The sequence below is a fragment of the Clostridium sp. D46t1_190503_E9 genome (assembly GCF_015555225.1).
GTDB lineage: Bacteria > Bacillota > Clostridia > Clostridiales > Clostridiaceae > Clostridium.
On the sequence record NZ_JADNKB010000016.1, the window covers coordinates 17,596 to 36,706 of the forward strand.

Below are 19,111 nucleotides of genomic sequence, written 5' to 3' on the forward strand. Positions count from 1 at the left end.
TAATATTTTTATTATATAAAATTTACTAGAGGTGGAAGTTTATGCATTTAAGGGAAATTGAGAAAACCAGAGAAAAAATTAAAGATGTTATTAACAAAACTCCAATTTTGTATAGTCCTATTTTTTCAAAAATGACAAATTGCTCTGTTTATATGAAATGTGAGAATCTACAGCTTACAGGAGCTTATAAAATAAGAGGCGCACTTAATAAGATTCGTTCTTTAAGTGAAGAAGAAAAAATCAAAGGTGTTGTTTGCTCTTCTGCTGGTAATCATGCACAGGGTGTTGCGTATGCAGCAAGCCTTTTAGGCGTTAAATCTACAATAGTTATGCCAAAAACTACTCCCTATCTAAAGATACAATCTACTAAAGACTTTGGTGGTAATGTAGTTCTTCATGGAAATTGCTATGATGATGCATTTTTAAAAGCTAAAAGTATTGAAGAAAATAATAATTCAGTATTTATACACCCTTTTAATGATATTAATGTAATTTATGGTCAAGGGACAATTGCTTTAGAAATACTAGAAGAAATAAGTGATATTGATATAATCTTATGCCCGATTGGTGGTGGTGGATTAATCAGCGGAATCTCTTTAGCTGCAAAAGAAATTAATCCTTTTATAAAAATTATAGGTGTACAAGCTGAAGGCGCAAATGCCATGGAACAAAGTTTTAAAAATGGTGATTTAATATCTTTAGATTCTGTTAATACTATTGCTGATGGTATTGCTGTTAAATCTCCTGGTGATTTGACATATAAAATAATAAAAGACTATGTTGATGATATTGTTACAGTTTCTGATCAAGAAATAGCTGAAGCATTTTTAATATTATGTGAAAAACATAAATTACTTGCAGAAGCTTCAGGTGCTGCATCTCTTGCAGCATTAAAAAAGTTAAACTATACAGGTAAAAAAATAGCTTGCATAATTAGTGGTGGTAACATTGATATGATTACTATTTCATCTTTAATAAATGATGGTTTAGTTGAAAGAGGTAGATTATTTTGCTTTACTCTTGAACTTCCAGATACACCTGGACAACTTCATGAAATCTCTAGAATGCTTTCAGAATTAAATGCAAATATTGTACAGTTAGAGCATAATCAATTTAAAGCTTCTAATAGATTGAAAAATGTTTTATTAGAAGTGACTATCGAAACTAATGGTATTGAACATATAAATTTAATAAAAGATGCTTTTATTAATAAGGGATTCAAAATAAATCAAATGTATTAATATATTTAATAAAAATTTAATTTCCAAAACAAATTCTATTTTATTAAATAATGACTTTATAACATATTTGAAAAAGGAAAATATTAAATTAATATTATAGATATGGAATAAGTAGATAGTATAAGTACTTATTCCATATCTTTTTTATATACCATATTAATAAAATTATTTTGATAGCATCTGATTAAATATTCTTTTTTTAAAATTTCTTAATTTAGATATATCATGATTTTCAGAATACACCCCAACAAATATTAATGTTAATCCTAATCCCACAGATAATCCTTTTATAAACTCAGGTAATAAATCAGTATAATTTCCTAATAGGAAAACCCCATTAAATAATAAACCAAAGTTTATATATTTATTAAATTTCTTCATACAACTCCTCTTCTCCCTTTTATTAATGCATATATATTATACAATTCTTACAATTTTCTGTATAAAATAATTTATTATTTTCCTTATATTTAATAATTTATATACACCCTTTTGTTAGTAATTAAATAAAAAATTATTTTTACATAGCGTTATCTATTCTAAAATTAAGTTAATAGCTAAAAATGCAAAAAGATTTACTGCACTTTCTAAAATATCTTCATCAAAATTAAATCTTGGACTATGAAGTGGGTATATTATCTCTTTATCTATATTTTTTGTTCCAACATATATGAATAAAGAAGGTACTCTTGTACTAAAATAGCAAAAATCTTCTCCTGTCATAGAACCATCCTTTAAAATAGATACTTTATGACTTGTTTTACTTAGTATATTTTTAGCTTTTACTACTAAATTTTCATCATTTATAACTGCTTTTATAGGTTTTGAACATGTTATTGTATATTGGGCTCCTTGGCTTTCTGTTATGCCTTTTGTTATTCTTTCTAGCAAGTTAGTTATTTCAACAACTTTATCATAACTTTCTGCTCTTATTGTTCCTTCAATTATCACTTTGCTAGAAATAACATTATAAGATCCATTTCCTATAAATTTCCCTATTGTTAATACAGCATTACTAAATGGAGATGTTCTTCTACTTATTATTTGTTGAGAAGACATATAAACCTGATTTGCTATAGCTATAGGATCTATAGTCTTATGAGGTTCGGCACCATGTCCACCTCTTCCACTTATCTCGATGATAAACTTATTTGCAGCTGCCATTGCTCTTCCATTTACAATCCCATATTCTCCAGAATTAATTTCTGGCCAAACATGTCCTGCTATTGCATAATCTACTTTAGGATCTGATATTAGTATATCATTACTTTTTAACAACTCATCAGCTCCACCATAATCTTCTTCTGCTGGTTGAAATAATATCTTTATATTACCGCTAATTTTATCTTTTAGCTTATTTAAAACATATGCTGTTCCAAGCATCCAAGTAACATGACCATCATGTCCACATGCATGCATTACTCCTTTGTTTATTGATTTATAACTACAATTATTTAGTTCGTCTATTGGTAACGCATCCATATCGGCTCTTAATAAGATAGTTTTCCCTGGCTTTTTTCCTCTTATAATTGCTAATACAGCAGTTTTATATATATCATTACTAACTTCTTTAATTCCAAATTCCTTTAGCTTTTTATATATAAATTCACTAGTTTTATATTCCTTTAATGATAGCTCTGGATTAGAATGAAGCTTTCTTCTGATATTAATTAAATCATCTTTTATTTCATCAACAATATTCTTAATTTCTTCTTCCATCAGTCTCCCGCCTAACTAAATATAATCATTATATAATATACATTTCAATGTATATGGTTGCTATAAAGGTTTTATATTTCCTAAAATATATTATTAATTAATTTGGATTACATTATTGATTAAGGATTAAGGATTAAGAATTAAAAGTTAAATACATCATAACTAATCCAATTGTCAAACAATATTATCATTAACTTATATAATTATTTAGTGGTTAAATTAATGTTTTAAAGTATTTATAGTAATTTAAAAGTAATAGTAAATTACTATAAAAAAAGTAATATCTAATGTTACATTAGATATTACTTTTTTGTTTATTTCATTTTTCTTTTTGCTTTATTAATTTTTTTATATAATTTTGCATTATGAACTATATCCATAAAGTCATCAGCCATTTCTAATAATAAATTGCCTTTTTTCTTAGCTCCTTTAAGATTTCTCTTAACTTTTTTCATTAGTTTGCTCATGTTTAACACCTCCTAAGGTTGTACTTTACATTTATAGTTTCCCCTTAAGAGTAAATTTTATTATAGAAATTAAACTATTGTAGTTATTATAGTATTTATAAAATCTTCCTTTTTAGAATTTAAATACTCTCCATAATAATCATTATTTATATCAACATTCATTGCAATTATGCTAGATAATATAAAGCTATCTATATCTATAGAGTATCTAACTTCAATTTCATTTTTAATACTTCTAAATTCTTCAATTCCACCATCTTTTCTATATTTTCTAATTAAAGAATCTAAATAAGTGTTATATTCCTTTATCTTATAAACTATTTTTTGAACGTATTTCTTTTTAGTTTTTATATAATTTTTTTCATATTCTAACTTTATTTTAAGTAAGTCTGAAATCGAATATTTTTTTTCTAGTACTTCTATATATGCATATTCATTTTGGAAAGAACTTTGTAATATAAGAAGTGCTAATTCATTATCACTTTTTATAGTTTCTAAAAGTTCTTTTCCTCCCACTATTTCAATAGCTTTTCTAAGCTGTTTTATTTTTTCTTCTAACATCTTATTATTAATAGTTAACATACCATTCTCCTTAAATAAATAACTTTTCCTTCGTAATTCATTAATTATTATATAACCTAAGGAGTTTATTGTCTATTATATTATTAACCTCATTATATTAACTTTTATAAAATATTTATGCAATTTATATCTAAGTTATAAGTTACATCCTTACGCTCCACAATTACCTTTATCTTTTCTCTTATTTCTTTATCTTCCATAACTTTATCTAAAAGTTCTTTTGTAGGATTTATTGCATATGGTATTCCTACAGAGTTGAACATAGTTATGTCTCCAGATGTATCTCCATATGCATAACTTTTGCTTAAATCAATATTATATTTTGCTTGTAATTCATTAATAGCATTTAATTTGCTTTCATGATCCCACATAGGAATTACTTCACCACTATATTTATTATCATCATCTAATTTATAGATTGTTCCTCTATAATCATCCATGTTATATTTCTTGGACATTTCTCTTACTAATTCGCTTGGAGATCCTGATATTGCAATAACTATATGCCCTTGTTCCTTATGCCACTTTATTCTTTCTCTACTAAAGGTATATACTCTATCTCCTTTTTGCTCTATAACCTTTTTAGCTATATAATCTATGTGATATTTATCTATACCTTTTATTGCTTCAACATAAACATCTACCATCTTTAAAAGATAAGTGTCATAATCACCTTGCCTTTTATCCCATTTTATATATGAAGGTCTTACGTCTTTATACCATTTATTTTCACTTACTAGTTCATATTTTATTATTTTTTTAAATACTTCTGTAATTAAACCTTCTCTATATATAGTCCCATCAATATCAAAAAATGCTGCTACGTTTTTCATAAAACCCCTCCTATTTACTTTTTACTATCTATTATATATTAATTTTTTTAAATTTCCATAATTATTGGTATAATTGTTGGTCTTCTTTTTGTTTTATCATAAATATATCTCTCTAAAGCTTTCTTTACATTTGTTTTCATTAAATACCATTCTAAAATTTTGTCATCTAAACAATTTTGCAATTCATCAGCTGCAATCTTCTTTAATTCTTTAATTAATTCTTCTGACTCTTTTACGTATACAAAACCCCTTGTTATTATATCTGGACCTGCTATAATGCTATAACTTTCTTTTTCTATAGTAACCACCATATTAACTAATCCATCTTGTGCTAAATGCTTTCTGTCTCTTAATACTAATGATCCTACATCGCCAACTCCTAATCCATCAACTAAAACAGTACCTGTAGTTACTTTTCCAGATATTCTGGCACCTTCATTACTTATTTCTAATACTTCTCCACGTTCTACTACAAATACATCTTTAGAATCCATCCCTAGACTTATTGCTAAATCTTTATGATGCTTTAAATGTCTGTACTCACCATGAACTGGCATAAAGTATTTTGGTTTTATTAATCTATGCATTAGTTTTAACTCTTCTCTGTATGCATGACCTGATACGTGAACTTCTTCCAAATCTTCATAAATAACATCTGCACCTTTTTTAAATAATTGATTTATGACTTTTGAAATTAATTTATCATTACCTGGTATTGGTGATGCCGAAATTATAAACAAGTCATCCCTTTCAATTCTTATTTTCCTATGAGTTCCAAATGCTATTCTTGCAAGTGCTGCCATTGGTTCACCCTGACTACCTGTTGTAATTATAGTTATTCTTTCGTTAGAATAATTATTTATATCATCTATTTCAATTAACATTCCTTCTGGTATATGAAGATATCCAAGCTCAAAAGCTACTTTTGATATACTTTCCATACTTCTTCCTGAAAATGCTACTCTTCTATTATTTTCTATAGAAGCATTAATTATTTGTTGCATTCTATGTATATTGGATGCAAAGGTTGCTACAATTATCCTCCCCCTTGCCCCTCTAAAAATTCTGTTAAAAGTATTACCAATTGATTTTTCTGACATTGTATGCCCAGATCTCTCAACATTGGTACTATCAGCCATTAATAAAATAACTCCCTTTTTTCCTATACTTGAAATTCTATCTATATCTATAACTTTATCATCTATAGGTGTTAAGTCTATTTTAAAATCACCAGTATGAAATATAACCCCAAGAGGAGTACTTATAGCTAAACAACAAGATTCAGCTATACTATGAGTACTTTGTATAAACTCGATACTTATATTTTCTAAATCAACTTTTGAACCAGGGTCTACACTAATTAAATTGCTAGTTTCTATTAAATCATGTTCTATTAGTTTATTTTTAATAATTGCTAATGCTAATTTTGTTCCATATATAGGTACATTTAATTGTTTTAATATATATGGAATTGATCCAATATGATCTTCGTGCCCATGAGTAATAAAAAAGCCTTTTACCTTGTCTTTGTTTTGTATTAAATATGTTATGTCTGGAATTATTAAATCTACTCCATACATTTCTTCGTCCGGAAAAGCCACTCCACAATCTACTACTATTATTTCATTTCCAACTTCTATCGCTGTAATATTTTTTCCTATTTCACCTACTCCACCTAAAGGAATAATTTTAACAGATAAATCATCATTCATTGAAAAAACCTCCTATTCTATTAAGAATAGTATTTCCTAAATATTGATTTAAAATTATAGTTTGCATAGGAATTTTATTAATTTATAAAAAAACTATCTCTAGAATATTCTAAAGATAGTTTTAAGTTTCTAATTATTATAGTATAAACTTTCACTTTGATACTCTGGATCACAAGTTATATCTATTCCAAGTCTTCTAAAAGTTTGTTCATCATTTGTGGTTATAATAGTTGTTGAATGAGCCTGACAACCTTTTAGATCCTTTAGCTTATCTAGTGCAACTTGAGCTGTTGGATTAGTTGCAGCACATATGCTTAATGCTATTAATATCTCTTCACAATTTAAAACTGTATTATTTATTCCTAATGTCTTAAGTTTTAAATTTTTAATTGGCTCTAATATTACAGGTGATAAAAGATGAATATCATCTGATATATTAGCAAGATATTTAATTGAGTTTAATATAACTGCTGCTGAAGCATCCATAATCTTTGAACTCTTACCTGTTATAATAGTTCCATCCTCAAGCTGTAATGCTACTGCTGAAAAAACTTCACCTTTATCTGCTAAACTTCTAAGTCTTAATAAATACTCTCTTGCTGGAACAACTACATTTCTATCAGTTTCTTTTAAATTTAGCTCTTCCATAATTAATTTAGCTCTATCAGATGTTTCTTTATCAACATATCCTTTTTTGTATTCACAAATAGTTTTAAAGTATCTTCTTATTATTTCTTGTCTTGATGCTTCTTTAACTACTTCATCATCTACTATTCCATATCCAACTCTATTTACTCCCATATCTGTTGGGGATTTATAAACTGACTCTTCACCAGTAATCTTTTCTATAATTCTTTTTAATACTGGGAAACTTTCAATATCTCTATTATAGTTTACAGCTACCTTGTTATAAGCATCAAAATGGAATGAGTCTATCATATTTACATCTTTTAAATCTACAGTCGCTGCTTCATAAGCTATATTTAAAGGATGTTTTAATGGAACATTCCAAACTGGGAAAGTTTCAAATTTAGAATACCCTGCAACATTTCCTCTCTTATTTTCATGATATAATTGACTTAAACATGTAGCTAGTTTACCACTTCCTGGTCCTGGAGCAGTAACTACCACTATTGGCTTAGTAGTTTCTATGTAAGGATTTTTTCCATAGCCTTCATCACTTACTATTGTATCAACATCTGTTGGATAACCCTTTGTAGCTTCATGCTTATAAACCTTTATCCCTCTACGCTCTAATTTGTTTATAAAAACAGTTGTTGCTGGTTGTCCATTATATCTTGTTATAACAACACTATTTACATCAAGTTCATAAGCTCTTAAATCATCTATTAATCTTAAAACTTCTAAATCATATGTAATACCAAAATCGCCTCTTATTTTATTTCTTTCTATGTCTCCTGCATATACACAAATAACAACTTCAACTTTTTCTTTTAGTTTTTGTAAAAGCTTTATTTTAGCATTTTCATCAAATCCTGGCAAAACTCTTTTTGCATGTAAGTCAAACATAAGCTTTCCACCAAATTCTAAATATAATTTATCATAATTATTTACTCGCTCTAATATATATTTAGATTGCTCTTCTAAATATTTTTTATGGTCAAATCCTACTTTCATCTTAATGCCTCTTTCCTTTTTATTCTTTATGTTACCCATTAAGTATTAATTATACAGTATAATTTTTTTTCTTTCTACATTAAGTTAAAAAATGAACAGATATAAGTTTACTAAAAAAGAACAATATAAAATATACTTACCTTTAAAACTGATATATAATACTTTATATAATTACATTGCTTTAATTTAAACTTTTATATTTTCTATATTAAATTAAAGTATATGCTTATTAGGGTTTATAAGCATATACTAATAGGTAAAATCATTATCATCTTTCCCTTTATATTACACTCGGGTTTTTTAGGAAGAATTATATTATTTTTTCTCAAAACTTCTAAATATGGTTCTATAGAATCTAATATTTCTTGATAATAATCTTCTTGTGATGATTTTCTTAATAAACTTATGCATTTATTATTATCTTCTTTTATCATCATAACCTTACCAAATATTTTGCAAGAACAATGAACTAAATCAAATATGTGAGAGTGATTACTTAAGAAATTATTTTCACTTATTGGTAGAACTAATGATGCTTTTTCATTTTGAATTACTAAATCATAACTTCCCCTTGCAGTTATGGATTTTCTTAATCTTTCTAAAAGCTTACAAATTATATTAAAATTTAAAGTCTTTAAATTTTCCTTTTCTAGTAATGTGTTTAAAAAATCTACACCATAGCAATTTATACTATCAATTAATGTATCTATATAAAATGGAAGTGAAATTTCTTGCACACATCCACTAATTTGTACATAATCTCCTTCTTTTACATCTCCATTTTCAATAGAATTACTGTCTACTTGCTTAACGTTCTTGCTAGTAATCATATTATTTAACAACTCATTATGCAGGGTAAAAATAGTAGTGATTTTTTTTATTTCTTGCTCATTTCTATCAAAATCTCTTCCTTCAAAACCTAAGCTTTTATCTCTTCCATTTTGATAGTGGTCTTCATAAGTTTTATGTTTAGTTTTATATCCATCTATTTTATCTCTATGATCTCTAAAATCTGAGCCATTTGATTCTCTATCTCCTATTTTTACATTGCCTCCAAATGTTCTATCCTTAATCCTTCTATATGTTCTTATATCAATATAACCTCTTAACGCTACTGAATTTAAATTTTTGATTAAAGCTTCATCTAAATATATTAATAAGTCCAACATAAGTGTCCCCCTAAAGCAATTATATACTTTTACACCATATTATATTAGACTAAATCTTATTTAATAACTTAAGAAATTATTTTTTATTTTTATTTAATAAAATACTTTCAATTTCATTTAAAAGTTCTCTATCCCCATTTTCTAATATAAGATTACCTTTTTTGCTACCTTCTATAATTCTTAATATTGTCACTTCATCTTCTAATTCTTTTATTTTTTTATTAATTTCAATTTTGTTCTTTTTAGATAATTTCAAAGAATATACTTCATTTCCACAAACTAAGCATTTTCCATATAGTTTATCATAAGTAATTTTCCCTATATTAAATTCTTTACTTTCTTTGCAACTATTAACTTCTATATATTGAATCTTATTACATTTCTCACAAAAACATCTATTTTGTTGCATAACTTCACCTCTAATATATTATATTAATATATTGTATCATACACTTTATTATTTTTTATGATTTTATTGGCATTATAATAATAAAATATTATCTTCTGTAAAAATTTATTAACTATTTATATACGTTATTATATATATATTCGTCCATTTATTCTTTTATCAAAATTACTCCACTCACCACTCTCTAAATCATTTGATATTATACTTATCTTATTTAATGTAGCATCAACATAATCAGCATAATGAACTATATAGGCTTCCATAGAATTTGGCTCTTTAGGAGATCCAAATTCAGGTTTACCATGATGCTGAATAATTATAGCCTTTAATCTATTAATAAAATCATTAGAATAAATCTCTCTATTGCTATTAAAAGCTTCTTCTAACATATTTAACCCAATAACAATATGTCCTTGAAGTTCTCCTTCTAATGTATAAGAAAATGGTCCATCATAAACCATTTCTCTTATTTTTCCTATATCATGTAATTTTGCTCCTAATATAGCTATTTCTTTATGTTTACAATCATATCTATAAGCTAACTCACGTGCTAGGCTTGTTACTGCTAAAGTATGCTCAGCTAGACCTCCTATATAATTATGATGATTAAATACTCCACCTATTGCCTTTTTAAATTTATCTAGAAATTCTTCATTACCAAAAAAATAATCATTAATTGTTTTAGCTTCTAAGCTTTTAAATTCAAATTTACTTATATCATTTAATTCATTCATAATTTCATTTATTGATTTCTTAACTGAAGGTAAGTAATCTAATATATTTATCTCTGAAATCTTTTTTATAAAATTAACTTTAAATTTTGATAAGAGTTTTCCTTTAACTAATATAACATCACCAATATTTACAACTGTATTTATATTTTTTATATAAGCTTTTACTTCTCCTGAATTATCTCCAATAACTGCAACAAAATCATTTTTATCATAAGATAATATTTTTATCACCATAAAAGTAGTTTCAATAGTTTCATTCATTTTTGCATCTTTTAAATATAATTTTTTCATATATACCACCTTATTTATCTTTTACTTATAAATTATTATTAGCCTATATGAAAAAAAAATTCTTACATAAATCTGTATTTGATATCAGATTTTAATTTTAATAATAAAAGGATGCTAATGCATCCTTTTACTATTTTACTACCAACAGCCACCTAGTAATAATAACCATAATAATGGAAAGAATCCTCCACAACCGAATCCACAATTACCAAATCCGCCACAGCCACCGAAACCTCCACAGCCTCCGCAGCCTCCGAATCCGCCACCACAGTTATTACAGCATCCTCCGCCACAACAGTTATTTCTACAGCAGCACCTGTTACAACAAGATCTTCTTGACATGTTAATCAACTCCTACTCTTTTGTATAGTACATTGTATTCATTACATATTGTTTGTGTTCGGTAATATTTCTTTTATTTTTATTATCATTTACGAGCATATTACTTAAATGTACATTCATTAAATTATATGATAAACTATATTATATATAAGGAGGGTATTATATGGATAAAAGAAATAGATTAGTTGCACCTAGAAATGTAGTAAACACAAAAATGCTTTATAGCTTCTATATATTAAAAGAATTATCAAAAGGCAATGTTATATTTGGAAATAGGGTTCTTGAGGAATTTAGAAATAGATTTTCAGAAACTTCTCTGCCATTTCCTGTTTCATCTAGTACAATATATGAAACTCTTTATGACTTAGAATTAAAAGGATATGTTAAAAGCTCATGGACTGGTGATGAATTTTTAAATAAAAGAAGTAAAAAAGTATATTCTATTACAGACAGTGGAGTTGAATATTATAAAAATCATATTGCAGATTATATTAGTAACTTAAATAAAACTAAAGCTACCTTAGATATAATGATAGATATGCTGATGAGATAATCAGCATTTTTTCTTTTTATTAATAAAACTTCTCTTTCAAAATAACTTGTAACTTTTCTTAGCCATAGAAATATTATAGTTAATATATATGTTTTCAAGCTTTTCATTTTATTTAAATTAATTTACTAACTTTAATACTAATAGAATTAATTTAAACTTATATAATTCAAATAAAATCTTTAACATGTTTATTAAATTATAACAATATATTATAAATATATTTTATTTGTTTAATTACCTAACAAAATAGCTTTAAAACTTATATAAGTTGTATTTATATTTATTTAAATAATATAAGTACAGCTTATATAGTATTTCTAAGGAGGAATATTATGAAGGAAACTAGAAATATTGATAATTTTTTCAAACTACATCTCAATAATTTTAATATTTTAGAAAAAGATATAATTTCCTTTGAATTAAAAAATGATAAATTATCTCTAAATTTTGATAATATCAACTATCTACCTACAAACAAAATATCTGTATTTTTAAAAAATATTAAAACTCGTGAAATATTTAAATGCTCTTCTGTTATAAACGATAACATCTTAAGCATTGATTTAAGCAATTTAAAATATTTTTGTACTGATTATGAGTATAGTATTATTATAATTAATGAATTTAATAACTCATCAACAATGATTTATCCTAAATATAAAAATAATGCTCAAAACTACTCTATAATTGGTAGTTCATCAAATCAACATATTAAATGGTTTTTAAGATTATTGGAAAATGGAGAATTTAGATTATCTACAATTGTCTTATTTCCAAATTATAATAATATTGAAGAAAATATTTCTTCATAAAAATAAGGGTACCTAATTAAGGATACCCTTTAAAAATATTTACAATTTAAATTTTCTATAAAGCACTTTTTAGAACAATATATATTTAAATCTTCTTTATCTATGTATGAATCTTTAATATTAATAGCTTTATTACAATATTTACATTTTAAAGTTATTTCATCTATTCTATCTTCTTCTAAATCATCATTATTAATTTTTTTTATAAAATTCTTTAAATGGTTCATAAATATCCCCTACTTATCTAATAAACTAACATTAATTATTATGATAGATAAGTATAATTTATGTCTTTTACAAAAAGGTTCATAATAAATTATTATTTCTTGCAATAATAAAATAATCTTTTATACTTTCTTCATCTATATTATCTTTATCATAAAACAGTGGAAACTTTAAATTATAGTTTCCCCATATTGTAACTGGTCCTTTAGTAAAATAGAATGTTATAAAAAATAATTCTCTAGTGCATAACTTAGTTAATAATTTTATGTATTTTTTGTCACTTATTTCAAAAAACATATCATTTATAGTACCTGAATTTAAAATTTCATTGAATAGTTTTATTTCTTCTAAATCAAGATTATTTTCAATAAATTCAATACTATCTTTATCTAGTTTGTTTTTATAAAAATCTACTATTATTTTATTTTCATCGTAATTTAAATCAAAAAAGCTTTCTAATGTTTTAATAAAATCCTCTTCAATTTCTTTATTTTCTTTATATTTTCTAGAATAAAGCTCAATATAATTAAATTTTTCAAATCCATCTAAAATATTATTAAACTTTATTTTCACTATTTTATCAAAATCTATTTTATTTATGGCTTTAATCCCCATACTTCCCCCTATTTAATTGTTTATTTATATAATTCTGTTCCATTCATAAAGTTGTTTCCTAACTTCACTAATTAATTCATTTAAATTTTCTGTTTCAATTTCTGTAACTTCATTTAAAGTATTATTTTTAATTACCTGTTTATATTTTATTATCTTATTATGATTGTAGTTCCAAATCTCTTGTATTTTTCCTTTTTCTATTTCCATAACTATTCTCCTTTTATATATTAAATATTAAAGGATAATATTAAAACTTAAAAACAGCCTTTTTTTCTCCTACAACATCACTATAACAAATACCTATCTTTTTCTTAGTAATTTTACCTTTTTCAAATAAATATCCATTATAGTAACTCTTATCATTTAGTATATCCCTAATTATATAAATTACTAACATATCTTTTTTTATTTCTAAATATGACGTATTAATTATATTGTTAAGATAATCTATACGTGCATTTGATGAAGTTTCTAATATTTGTACATATGCTTTATCGGGATCTTCTTTTACTTTATACAATAAGTTTTGTATTACCTCCAAATCATTAACTAAATCATCTTCTCTAAAAAGCTGTAATTTTATAGAACTTGAGGATAATGTATTAAAATCATAATCTTTCCATGCTACTTCAATATTACTTAAAGAAGCTTCATCATCATTATTTATTCCCTTGTGCATTACTGAATAGCCTAAAAATTGTCCAAGCATTATGAAATATTTAATTTCTCTTTTTACTGCTTCAAATCTACTACTATTCTTATTTAAACCGAAATTTGCATAATTTCTTATAAATCCATTAAATATATTCATTAAATCAAAGTCTAACATATCTACTCCCTGTCCCAAATTTATATATAGTATTCTATCACTTATATTCAGATTATTCCACCTAATATAAATTTTTATTTTATTATTAATATATGTTCAAATTAGTAATAATATATCTATTTCTTTAACTAAAGTTACAGCTAGACATCCTTTTTATTTTGTTCCTATTATATAAATGAAAAAATTTCCTAATGACTAACCAATCTTAAGGCTTCTATATAAAGAAAAAGAGAATAAAATATTCTATTCTCTTTTTCTTACTTCTTACTATATTAATTTTTGATCAAATACTTTATCTAAATTAACCTTTTTAATTCTATCTTTTATTTCTTCTCTATCAACAGTATACAATCCTAATTCTTTCATTCGTTTAAAGTATTCTGCTCCTGCAAATGTATATCTATTTTTTCTACCTTCTCTTGTTCCTGCTTTTTCATTTGCATAAGATATTATATCCCCTATAGCTATTGATCCTGGTAGAATTAATAGAGGTATTCCCATTGCAAGCCTTACAGCATTATGCCCAGCTAGGCTACCAGTACATATTGCTTCACCATGATTATCCAAACTGCAACAAAATTGAATTTATTATTATATAATGATTTACCAACAAAAACACTTGCTGACAGAATCAAAAAAGCTAAATTAATATCTAACTTATCTAGAAAAGAGTTAGCGAACCTTACTGGATTAAGTGAATCTACAATTTCGGAACTAGAATCTGGTTTCAGAAGTAATATTAGTATTGATACCTTAAGAAAATTGATATCAGTTCTAGATGAAAATATTATTTTAGATGATTACCTATCCTATATATTAAATCAAGGTGTTAATATAAAAAAACTTATAGATGATAGTGGAATAAATAAAATATGTGAACAACTAAAATGTCATAGAACAACACTTGAAAGATATAAAAATAACACTATCCAATTGCCTAGAGAAAGATATGATCTATTAAAAAAGAATAATTTAATATAAAAAGGTCAGATTAATTTCTGACCTTTTTTAATGTCTTATGTAATATCTTAGATTTAGTATGTTTGTCCAAATCTTTATTCATATAGATTATAGTGTATGTATTATAATCAAAAGATATATAATCAAACCTATACTCTATATATTTTATTATAATCTTATTACCCTTATATTTTATACACATTTTATAATCTCCCCTCTCGATATAATTATATAATACACTTACATCGAGTACCTCGAAGATTAAGACATTATTTTCTCTTTTTCAACAAATCCTCTATAGCTTCATCTAGTAATTTCGACATTGGAACCTTTGTTTCTTCCGATAACTTTTTCAGCTTCTCATAAAGCACTTTATCTATACTATTACTTATCCTTACCCTATGTACTAACATTTCCCCACCTCAAAAATAACATTTTAATAAAATTATATTTAAAATAGTTGGTGCATACAAGAAACATAAGGTTATTGCACCTTACATAACTTACCTCTTTAAAATTGCAGTATAAGTCTATATAATGTATTTGTGGAAAAACTAAACTATAAACTTAAGATAAAAGAAATTAGAATCCGTAAAGGATTATCTCAAAATGAATTAGCTAACCGTATTGGAATTAGCGCTAACTACCTGAGTGAATTAGAACATAATAAATTTGATATAAGATTTGGATTATTATTAAAAATAGCTGAGGAGTTGAATGTTAAAATAGATGAATTATATGAAAAAATAGAGTAGGTTTAACTCCTACTCTTTACTTTTTATCGTTTTAATTATTTTATTATGTCACATATTTATGTTAATAACTATTTATGAATTATATATTTATAGTTACATAATGCAAAAAAAACGTAGTAAGTACCCTCCTCTTAAAAAGCTTCAAAATAGTACTTTACAATTTTTCTTCCATTATAAGTAAAAAGAGAAGGATTTTATCTTTCCCTCTCTATATTCTTACTTTTATCTTTATTTTTTATAATCTTATAGACCTCAACTTCTGGAATGTTATACTTAGTTGCTAAGTTCCTTATTACATATTCATATAGCTTTTTATCTTCTTTTAACTCTTTATTTTTCTTAACTATTTCTTCTGCTAACTTTAGTTCCTCTTCTTTATCCTCTAGAGTGTCATGAAGCTCTTCTATTTTCTTCTTATTTATAAAATTCTCTTTAGCATTGGCTAGTATTACATCTGAATTTAATTCATTTAAGTTTTCCTTTATAAGTGCATAGTAAGTCTTTAAGTCAACATGTGTAGCTTTACTGCCTCTAATACCTCTCTTAAATATATTCTGAAAATTCTCTGTTAAAGCCTCAGTATATTTATCTTGCCATGCACTTAATTTCTCCTTATCGCCAAAATAATAACTGTTATTAAGAGTTGCTATCTTTCTTTTCTCATTGTAAAAGACCGGAACTATTAAAGCATGTATATGTGGAGTAGTTTCATCCATGTGTAAAACAGCATATACACAATTATCACCAAAATTATCTTTTAAAAATTTAATATTAGTTTCTAACCATCTTTCCCTATCTGCATCATTCAACTTATTATAAAATCCCTTTCCTGCGCTTAAGATTATCTCCCTTGCAATAACAGAATTATCTCTTATTTTAACACCTTCTAAATACATCTTAACAGTTTCTTCTACATTTTCATTTCCTATAAGAATTTGATTTAGATGTTTCTTTTTAGGATCTGCATTAGGTACTTTACCTTTTCTATTGTTATGCCTTTCAAACTTAGCCAATCCATCTATAGATATTGAATCAGCATTGGGATTATTTTTAAATTTTTCTCCAACTCTAAATACTGTAAAAAATCTAGCATCAGAATTGTAACGCCTATTAGCTTTCTTCTTTAAATATTTGTCGTAAAGTTCGTCTTGCGTTGTCATCTTTTAACTCCTGCTCATTGCTATGTGATTTTATTCTATCTATCTCTTTCTTAAAGTTATATATATTTGTAGAGATTTTTTTATATTTAACTTCTTCTATAACATTTTCTTTTAATTCCGTTTTAAAATACAATGATATTTTATCTATTACTGGCATCTTATTATTAACTACTATTAAAGCGGTATTATCTTCTAGTGTTCTTAATTCTCCATCTTCAAATATCTTTTTCTTCGTCTTAGAGTAGCTTGTACTTTGTTTTTGTTCTGAATAACTTGTACTTTTAGTATTAATTTCTGTTACTCCGCATAAACTAGAAATATAATTTATCGTATCAACATCTGTTATTCCAGGAAGTACAATCTTTGTTTTCAAGTTATTTAGTATAGATTTACTGCTATGCTCTCCATATACTTGATACAGTTGAGTGATACTTTGAACACAAGTAGCTATACTCATTTTTCTACTTCTTACAGTAGCAGCATTGATACTCATATTAGATAGCATACCTATATTACCAAACTCGTCAAATAAAAGGCGTATAGGTATGCTTTTATTATTATAACTATCTATAAGCTTATCTATTAATTGTGAAAATAAAGGTGCTATAAAAGGTGCTAAATATACACTTTTTCTTTCAGGATATATTACATATAAAATTGATTCCTCTTTCCTAAAATCCTCTATATTGAATGTGGTATCTATTGATATCTTATTGACATCCTTAGTAGTAAACAACTTCATATTACTTGCTAAAGTTATCTTAATACTTCCCTCTGTTCTATCTGCTCCACCTACCATAAGGAATATATCATATTGAGTTATGGCATCTATATTTTTAGATTTATCTATTAAACCTTTAAGTTGTCCATTATTAAGGTTAAGGATTAATTGTAATGCAAATTCTATTGTATTAAATGGTTTCTCTAAATCTTTGACATAGAGTAATACTGCTGCAAGTAAAGGCTCGGCCATTTGAATCCATTCTACTCCTCCTGTTTTCTTTCCGCTTGCTAATTCTACTGATAACGCTCCATTTAATAGTAAGTTACTTGCTAGTTGTATAACTTCCCCTGAATTCTCACAATTAGCTAATAAATTATATCTTTCACTATAATCAGTATTTGAGAAATCTATTTTATAAACTTTTCTTCTACAAACTTTCTTTTGATACCCGCTAGTGAGATTATACAATTCTCCTTTTGGATCAGTGACAATCAAGCTACCTCTTAATTTATTATCTAGTAAATTATTTAAGAATAATGATGTAGTTTTACCTGCCCCAGTTGGTCCTATTAAACATATTCCCTCATAATCTATTTTTTCTTTCAGACTTATATTTTTAGATATTTTTAATCCATCTTTGCCAATAATATTATTTAATTCTTTATAGTTTTTTATATCATTATTAGCTAATTTATCTTGTTTATTAAGATGTTTTTTTAATGAAGAATATGCTCCTCCTGTTGCTATTAAGCCTAAACTATAGTACAAGAATTGTGTCGCTAATCCTAACTCTGCTATCATTAGAATAAACTCCTTTCTAATTCTATAGTTTTATCTTCTACCAATATATTTAATAAGTCCTGCTCTTCTTTTAATAATTTATTATATACTTCGCTATCTTTATCTACTCTCTTCATAAGTTCTCTAATATCATCTAGATTTAAGCTATAATCATCTATCGTACATACCTTCCAATCTCTACATTTATAAATATCATTTACACTATAAGCAATCTCTCTCCCTTTATAATCCATAACTAGCCTTGTATTAGGAGATAATTTATTAAGTTTATCTAAACTAATAACAATATTTAATTCTTTGTTTATATAATAAACCTTCACTTTTTCTCCTCCATATTTTTAAGTGCTTTTCTAATTAAATCTTTTATCTCAGTAGATTTATCTTCAAGAGATACTAAATAACTATATAACTCTATATCCTTTGTTGTTTCCTTAAAACTAATAGTAATCTTTCTTGCCATAATTTTCTCCTTTTTTATATCTTTAGTTTATATATATGCAGAATATTTCAGAATAGTTCTTAATATTTCAGAATTTATAA

Annotated in this window: 25 protein-coding genes and 1 pseudogene; 5 read left to right on the forward strand and 21 right to left on the reverse strand. The window is 25.5% G+C overall.

Features of this window, described 5'->3' with window-relative positions:
- Window positions 1-41: 41 nt before the first annotated feature.
- On the forward strand, window positions 42-1,241 hold the full coding sequence (ilvA, locus tag I2E83_RS15875; RefSeq protein ID WP_195430817.1) for a threonine ammonia-lyase: 1,200 nt from the start codon (window positions 42-44) through the stop codon (window positions 1,239-1,241).
- Between the two features lie 165 nt (window positions 1,242-1,406).
- Here ilvA and I2E83_RS15880 read toward each other — a convergent pair whose 3' ends face one another.
- The 11 genes from I2E83_RS15880 to I2E83_RS15930 all read right to left on the reverse strand — a co-directional run bounded on the left by I2E83_RS15880 (window position 1,407) and on the right by I2E83_RS15930 (window position 11,137).
- Window positions 1,407-1,622 (reverse strand): hypothetical protein, encoded by a 216-nt coding sequence (locus I2E83_RS15880; RefSeq protein WP_195430819.1) that lies wholly within the window; start codon window positions 1,620-1,622, stop codon window positions 1,407-1,409.
- Between the two features lie 153 nt (window positions 1,623-1,775).
- Window positions 1,776-2,960, reverse strand: coding sequence for an amidohydrolase (locus I2E83_RS15885; protein WP_243249649.1), 1,185 nt, complete (start codon window positions 2,958-2,960; stop codon window positions 1,776-1,778).
- A gap of 314 nt (window positions 2,961-3,274) precedes the next feature.
- Complete coding sequence (locus I2E83_RS15890) at window positions 3,275-3,427, reverse strand: hypothetical protein (protein ID WP_195430821.1); 153 nt, start codon at window positions 3,425-3,427, stop codon at window positions 3,275-3,277.
- A gap of 69 nt (window positions 3,428-3,496) precedes the next feature.
- A complete protein-coding gene (locus I2E83_RS15895; RefSeq protein WP_195264594.1) occupies window positions 3,497-4,009 on the reverse strand; it encodes a hypothetical protein in 513 nt (170 codons plus the stop codon).
- A 104-nt stretch (window positions 4,010-4,113) separates the two neighbouring features.
- A complete protein-coding gene (locus I2E83_RS15900; RefSeq protein ID WP_195264593.1) occupies window positions 4,114-4,842 on the reverse strand; it encodes an HAD-IB family hydrolase in 729 nt (242 codons plus the stop codon).
- 47 nt (window positions 4,843-4,889) lie between these two features.
- On the reverse strand, window positions 4,890-6,554 hold the full coding sequence (locus tag I2E83_RS15905; protein WP_195264592.1) for a ribonuclease J: 1,665 nt from the start codon (window positions 6,552-6,554) through the stop codon (window positions 4,890-4,892).
- A gap of 129 nt (window positions 6,555-6,683) precedes the next feature.
- Window positions 6,684-8,192, reverse strand: a complete 1,509-nt coding sequence (locus tag I2E83_RS15910; protein ID WP_195264591.1) for a DUF1846 domain-containing protein — start codon at window positions 8,190-8,192, stop codon at window positions 6,684-6,686.
- 236 nt (window positions 8,193-8,428) lie between these two features.
- The gene (locus I2E83_RS15915) at window positions 8,429-9,361 is read right to left on the reverse strand and encodes a hypothetical protein (RefSeq protein ID WP_195430823.1); all 933 of its coding nucleotides are present in this window, start codon (window positions 9,359-9,361) and stop codon (window positions 8,429-8,431) included.
- Window positions 9,362-9,437: 76 nt separating this feature from the next.
- Window positions 9,438-9,770: a hypothetical protein gene (locus I2E83_RS15920; RefSeq protein ID WP_195430824.1), complete on the reverse strand. Its 333-nt coding sequence runs from the start codon at window positions 9,768-9,770 to the stop codon at window positions 9,438-9,440.
- A gap of 128 nt (window positions 9,771-9,898) precedes the next feature.
- Window positions 9,899-10,795 (reverse strand): HD domain-containing protein, encoded by an 897-nt coding sequence (locus I2E83_RS15925; RefSeq protein ID WP_195430826.1) that lies wholly within the window; start codon window positions 10,793-10,795, stop codon window positions 9,899-9,901.
- Window positions 10,796-10,933: 138 nt separating this feature from the next.
- Entirely contained in the window at window positions 10,934-11,137 is a 204-nt protein-coding gene (locus I2E83_RS15930; RefSeq protein WP_195264587.1) for a hypothetical protein, read from the reverse strand.
- Between the two features lie 163 nt (window positions 11,138-11,300).
- Here I2E83_RS15930 and I2E83_RS15935 point away from each other — a divergent pair, with 163 nt between their 5' ends.
- Both I2E83_RS15935 and I2E83_RS15940 read left to right on the forward strand, forming a co-directional pair.
- On the forward strand, window positions 11,301-11,690 hold the full coding sequence (locus I2E83_RS15935) for a PadR family transcriptional regulator (RefSeq protein WP_195264586.1): 390 nt from the start codon (window positions 11,301-11,303) through the stop codon (window positions 11,688-11,690).
- A gap of 332 nt (window positions 11,691-12,022) precedes the next feature.
- Entirely contained in the window at window positions 12,023-12,502 is a 480-nt protein-coding gene (locus tag I2E83_RS15940) for a hypothetical protein (protein ID WP_195430829.1), read from the forward strand.
- 29 nt (window positions 12,503-12,531) lie between these two features.
- On the opposite strand, the gene I2E83_RS15945 is transcribed toward I2E83_RS15940, so the two are convergent.
- The 5 genes and pseudogenes from I2E83_RS15945 to I2E83_RS15965 all read right to left on the reverse strand — a co-directional run.
- Window positions 12,532-12,729: a hypothetical protein gene (locus tag I2E83_RS15945; RefSeq protein ID WP_195264584.1), complete on the reverse strand. Its 198-nt coding sequence runs from the start codon at window positions 12,727-12,729 to the stop codon at window positions 12,532-12,534.
- Between the two features lie 79 nt (window positions 12,730-12,808).
- Window positions 12,809-13,342, reverse strand: a complete 534-nt coding sequence (locus I2E83_RS15950) for a hypothetical protein (protein WP_195264583.1) — start codon at window positions 13,340-13,342, stop codon at window positions 12,809-12,811.
- Window positions 13,343-13,366: 24 nt separating this feature from the next.
- The gene (locus I2E83_RS15955; protein WP_195264582.1) at window positions 13,367-13,549 is read right to left on the reverse strand and encodes a hypothetical protein; all 183 of its coding nucleotides are present in this window, start codon (window positions 13,547-13,549) and stop codon (window positions 13,367-13,369) included.
- A 40-nt stretch (window positions 13,550-13,589) separates the two neighbouring features.
- The gene (locus I2E83_RS15960) at window positions 13,590-14,171 is read right to left on the reverse strand and encodes a hypothetical protein (protein ID WP_195264581.1); all 582 of its coding nucleotides are present in this window, start codon (window positions 14,169-14,171) and stop codon (window positions 13,590-13,592) included.
- 267 nt (window positions 14,172-14,438) lie between these two features.
- Window positions 14,439-14,723, reverse strand: a pseudogene (locus tag I2E83_RS15965) (FAD-dependent oxidoreductase); the annotation flags it as partial.
- 27 nt (window positions 14,724-14,750) lie between these two features.
- Between I2E83_RS15965 and I2E83_RS15970 the strand changes: the two are divergent.
- The gene (locus I2E83_RS15970; RefSeq protein ID WP_195430831.1) at window positions 14,751-15,152 is read left to right on the forward strand and encodes a helix-turn-helix transcriptional regulator; all 402 of its coding nucleotides are present in this window, start codon (window positions 14,751-14,753) and stop codon (window positions 15,150-15,152) included.
- A gap of 248 nt (window positions 15,153-15,400) precedes the next feature.
- Here I2E83_RS15970 and I2E83_RS15975 read toward each other — a convergent pair whose 3' ends face one another.
- Window positions 15,401-15,544, reverse strand: a complete 144-nt coding sequence (locus tag I2E83_RS15975) for a ribbon-helix-helix domain-containing protein (RefSeq protein ID WP_195430834.1) — start codon at window positions 15,542-15,544, stop codon at window positions 15,401-15,403.
- Between the two features lie 132 nt (window positions 15,545-15,676).
- Between I2E83_RS15975 and I2E83_RS18095 the strand changes: the two genes are divergently transcribed.
- On the forward strand, window positions 15,677-15,886 hold the full coding sequence (locus tag I2E83_RS18095) for a helix-turn-helix transcriptional regulator (protein ID WP_195430837.1): 210 nt from the start codon (window positions 15,677-15,679) through the stop codon (window positions 15,884-15,886).
- 194 nt (window positions 15,887-16,080) lie between these two features.
- Here the strand turns inward: I2E83_RS18095 and mobV are convergent, their stop codons facing one another.
- From mobV to I2E83_RS16000, 4 genes are read right to left on the reverse strand one after another with little or no spacing between them, the layout of a single operon-like run.
- Window positions 16,081-17,046, reverse strand: a complete 966-nt coding sequence (gene mobV / locus I2E83_RS15985; RefSeq protein WP_195430841.1) for a MobV family relaxase — start codon at window positions 17,044-17,046, stop codon at window positions 16,081-16,083.
- On the reverse strand, window positions 16,997-18,571 hold the full coding sequence (locus I2E83_RS15990) for a type IV secretory system conjugative DNA transfer family protein (protein WP_195430843.1): 1,575 nt from the start codon (window positions 18,569-18,571) through the stop codon (window positions 16,997-16,999). Before I2E83_RS15990 ends, mobV begins: the two co-directional genes overlap by 50 nt.
- Entirely contained in the window at window positions 18,571-18,891 is a 321-nt protein-coding gene (locus I2E83_RS15995; protein WP_195264576.1) for a hypothetical protein, read from the reverse strand. The genes I2E83_RS15990 and I2E83_RS15995 overlap by 1 nt, the downstream gene beginning before the upstream one ends.
- Window positions 18,888-19,031, reverse strand: coding sequence for a hypothetical protein (locus I2E83_RS16000; RefSeq protein ID WP_195264575.1), 144 nt, complete (start codon window positions 19,029-19,031; stop codon window positions 18,888-18,890). The genes I2E83_RS15995 and I2E83_RS16000 overlap by 4 nt, the downstream gene beginning before the upstream one ends.
- Window positions 19,032-19,111: the final 80 nt, after the last annotated feature.

What these genes read in the sequence shown, in the direction of transcription:
- ilvA (WP_195430817.1), top strand. Translation starts at nt 42, where the DNA reads ATGCATTTAAGGGAAATTGAGAAAACCAGAGAAAAAATTAAAGATGTT.
- I2E83_RS15880 (WP_195430819.1), bottom strand. Translation starts at nt 1,622, where the DNA reads ATGAAGAAATTTAATAAATATATAAACTTTGGTTTATTATTTAATGGG.
- I2E83_RS15885 (WP_243249649.1), bottom strand. Translation starts at nt 2,960, where the DNA reads ATGGAAGAAGAAATTAAGAATATTGTTGATGAAATAAAAGATGATTTA.
- I2E83_RS15890 (WP_195430821.1), bottom strand. Translation starts at nt 3,427, where the DNA reads ATGAGCAAACTAATGAAAAAAGTTAAGAGAAATCTTAAAGGAGCTAAG.
- I2E83_RS15895 (WP_195264594.1), bottom strand. Translation starts at nt 4,009, where the DNA reads ATGTTAACTATTAATAATAAGATGTTAGAAGAAAAAATAAAACAGCTT.
- I2E83_RS15900 (WP_195264593.1), bottom strand. Translation starts at nt 4,842, where the DNA reads ATGAAAAACGTAGCAGCATTTTTTGATATTGATGGGACTATATATAGA.
- I2E83_RS15905 (WP_195264592.1), bottom strand. Translation starts at nt 6,554, where the DNA reads ATGAATGATGATTTATCTGTTAAAATTATTCCTTTAGGTGGAGTAGGT.
- I2E83_RS15910 (WP_195264591.1), bottom strand. Translation starts at nt 8,192, where the DNA reads ATGAAAGTAGGATTTGACCATAAAAAATATTTAGAAGAGCAATCTAAA.
- I2E83_RS15915 (WP_195430823.1), bottom strand. Translation starts at nt 9,361, where the DNA reads ATGTTGGACTTATTAATATATTTAGATGAAGCTTTAATCAAAAATTTA.
- I2E83_RS15920 (WP_195430824.1), bottom strand. Translation starts at nt 9,770, where the DNA reads ATGCAACAAAATAGATGTTTTTGTGAGAAATGTAATAAGATTCAATAT.
- I2E83_RS15925 (WP_195430826.1), bottom strand. Translation starts at nt 10,795, where the DNA reads ATGAAAAAATTATATTTAAAAGATGCAAAAATGAATGAAACTATTGAA.
- I2E83_RS15930 (WP_195264587.1), bottom strand. Translation starts at nt 11,137, where the DNA reads ATGTCAAGAAGATCTTGTTGTAACAGGTGCTGCTGTAGAAATAACTGT.
- I2E83_RS15935 (WP_195264586.1), top strand. Translation starts at nt 11,301, where the DNA reads ATGGATAAAAGAAATAGATTAGTTGCACCTAGAAATGTAGTAAACACA.
- I2E83_RS15940 (WP_195430829.1), top strand. Translation starts at nt 12,023, where the DNA reads ATGAAGGAAACTAGAAATATTGATAATTTTTTCAAACTACATCTCAAT.
- I2E83_RS15945 (WP_195264584.1), bottom strand. Translation starts at nt 12,729, where the DNA reads ATGAACCATTTAAAGAATTTTATAAAAAAAATTAATAATGATGATTTA.
- I2E83_RS15950 (WP_195264583.1), bottom strand. Translation starts at nt 13,342, where the DNA reads ATGGGGATTAAAGCCATAAATAAAATAGATTTTGATAAAATAGTGAAA.
- I2E83_RS15955 (WP_195264582.1), bottom strand. Translation starts at nt 13,549, where the DNA reads ATGGAAATAGAAAAAGGAAAAATACAAGAGATTTGGAACTACAATCAT.
- I2E83_RS15960 (WP_195264581.1), bottom strand. Translation starts at nt 14,171, where the DNA reads ATGTTAGACTTTGATTTAATGAATATATTTAATGGATTTATAAGAAAT.
- I2E83_RS15975 (WP_195430834.1), bottom strand. Translation starts at nt 15,544, where the DNA reads ATGTTAGTACATAGGGTAAGGATAAGTAATAGTATAGATAAAGTGCTT.
- mobV (WP_195430841.1), bottom strand. Translation starts at nt 17,046, where the DNA reads ATGACAACGCAAGACGAACTTTACGACAAATATTTAAAGAAGAAAGCT.
- I2E83_RS15990 (WP_195430843.1), bottom strand. Translation starts at nt 18,571, where the DNA reads ATGATAGCAGAGTTAGGATTAGCGACACAATTCTTGTACTATAGTTTA.
- I2E83_RS16000 (WP_195264575.1), bottom strand. Translation starts at nt 19,031, where the DNA reads ATGGCAAGAAAGATTACTATTAGTTTTAAGGAAACAACAAAGGATATA.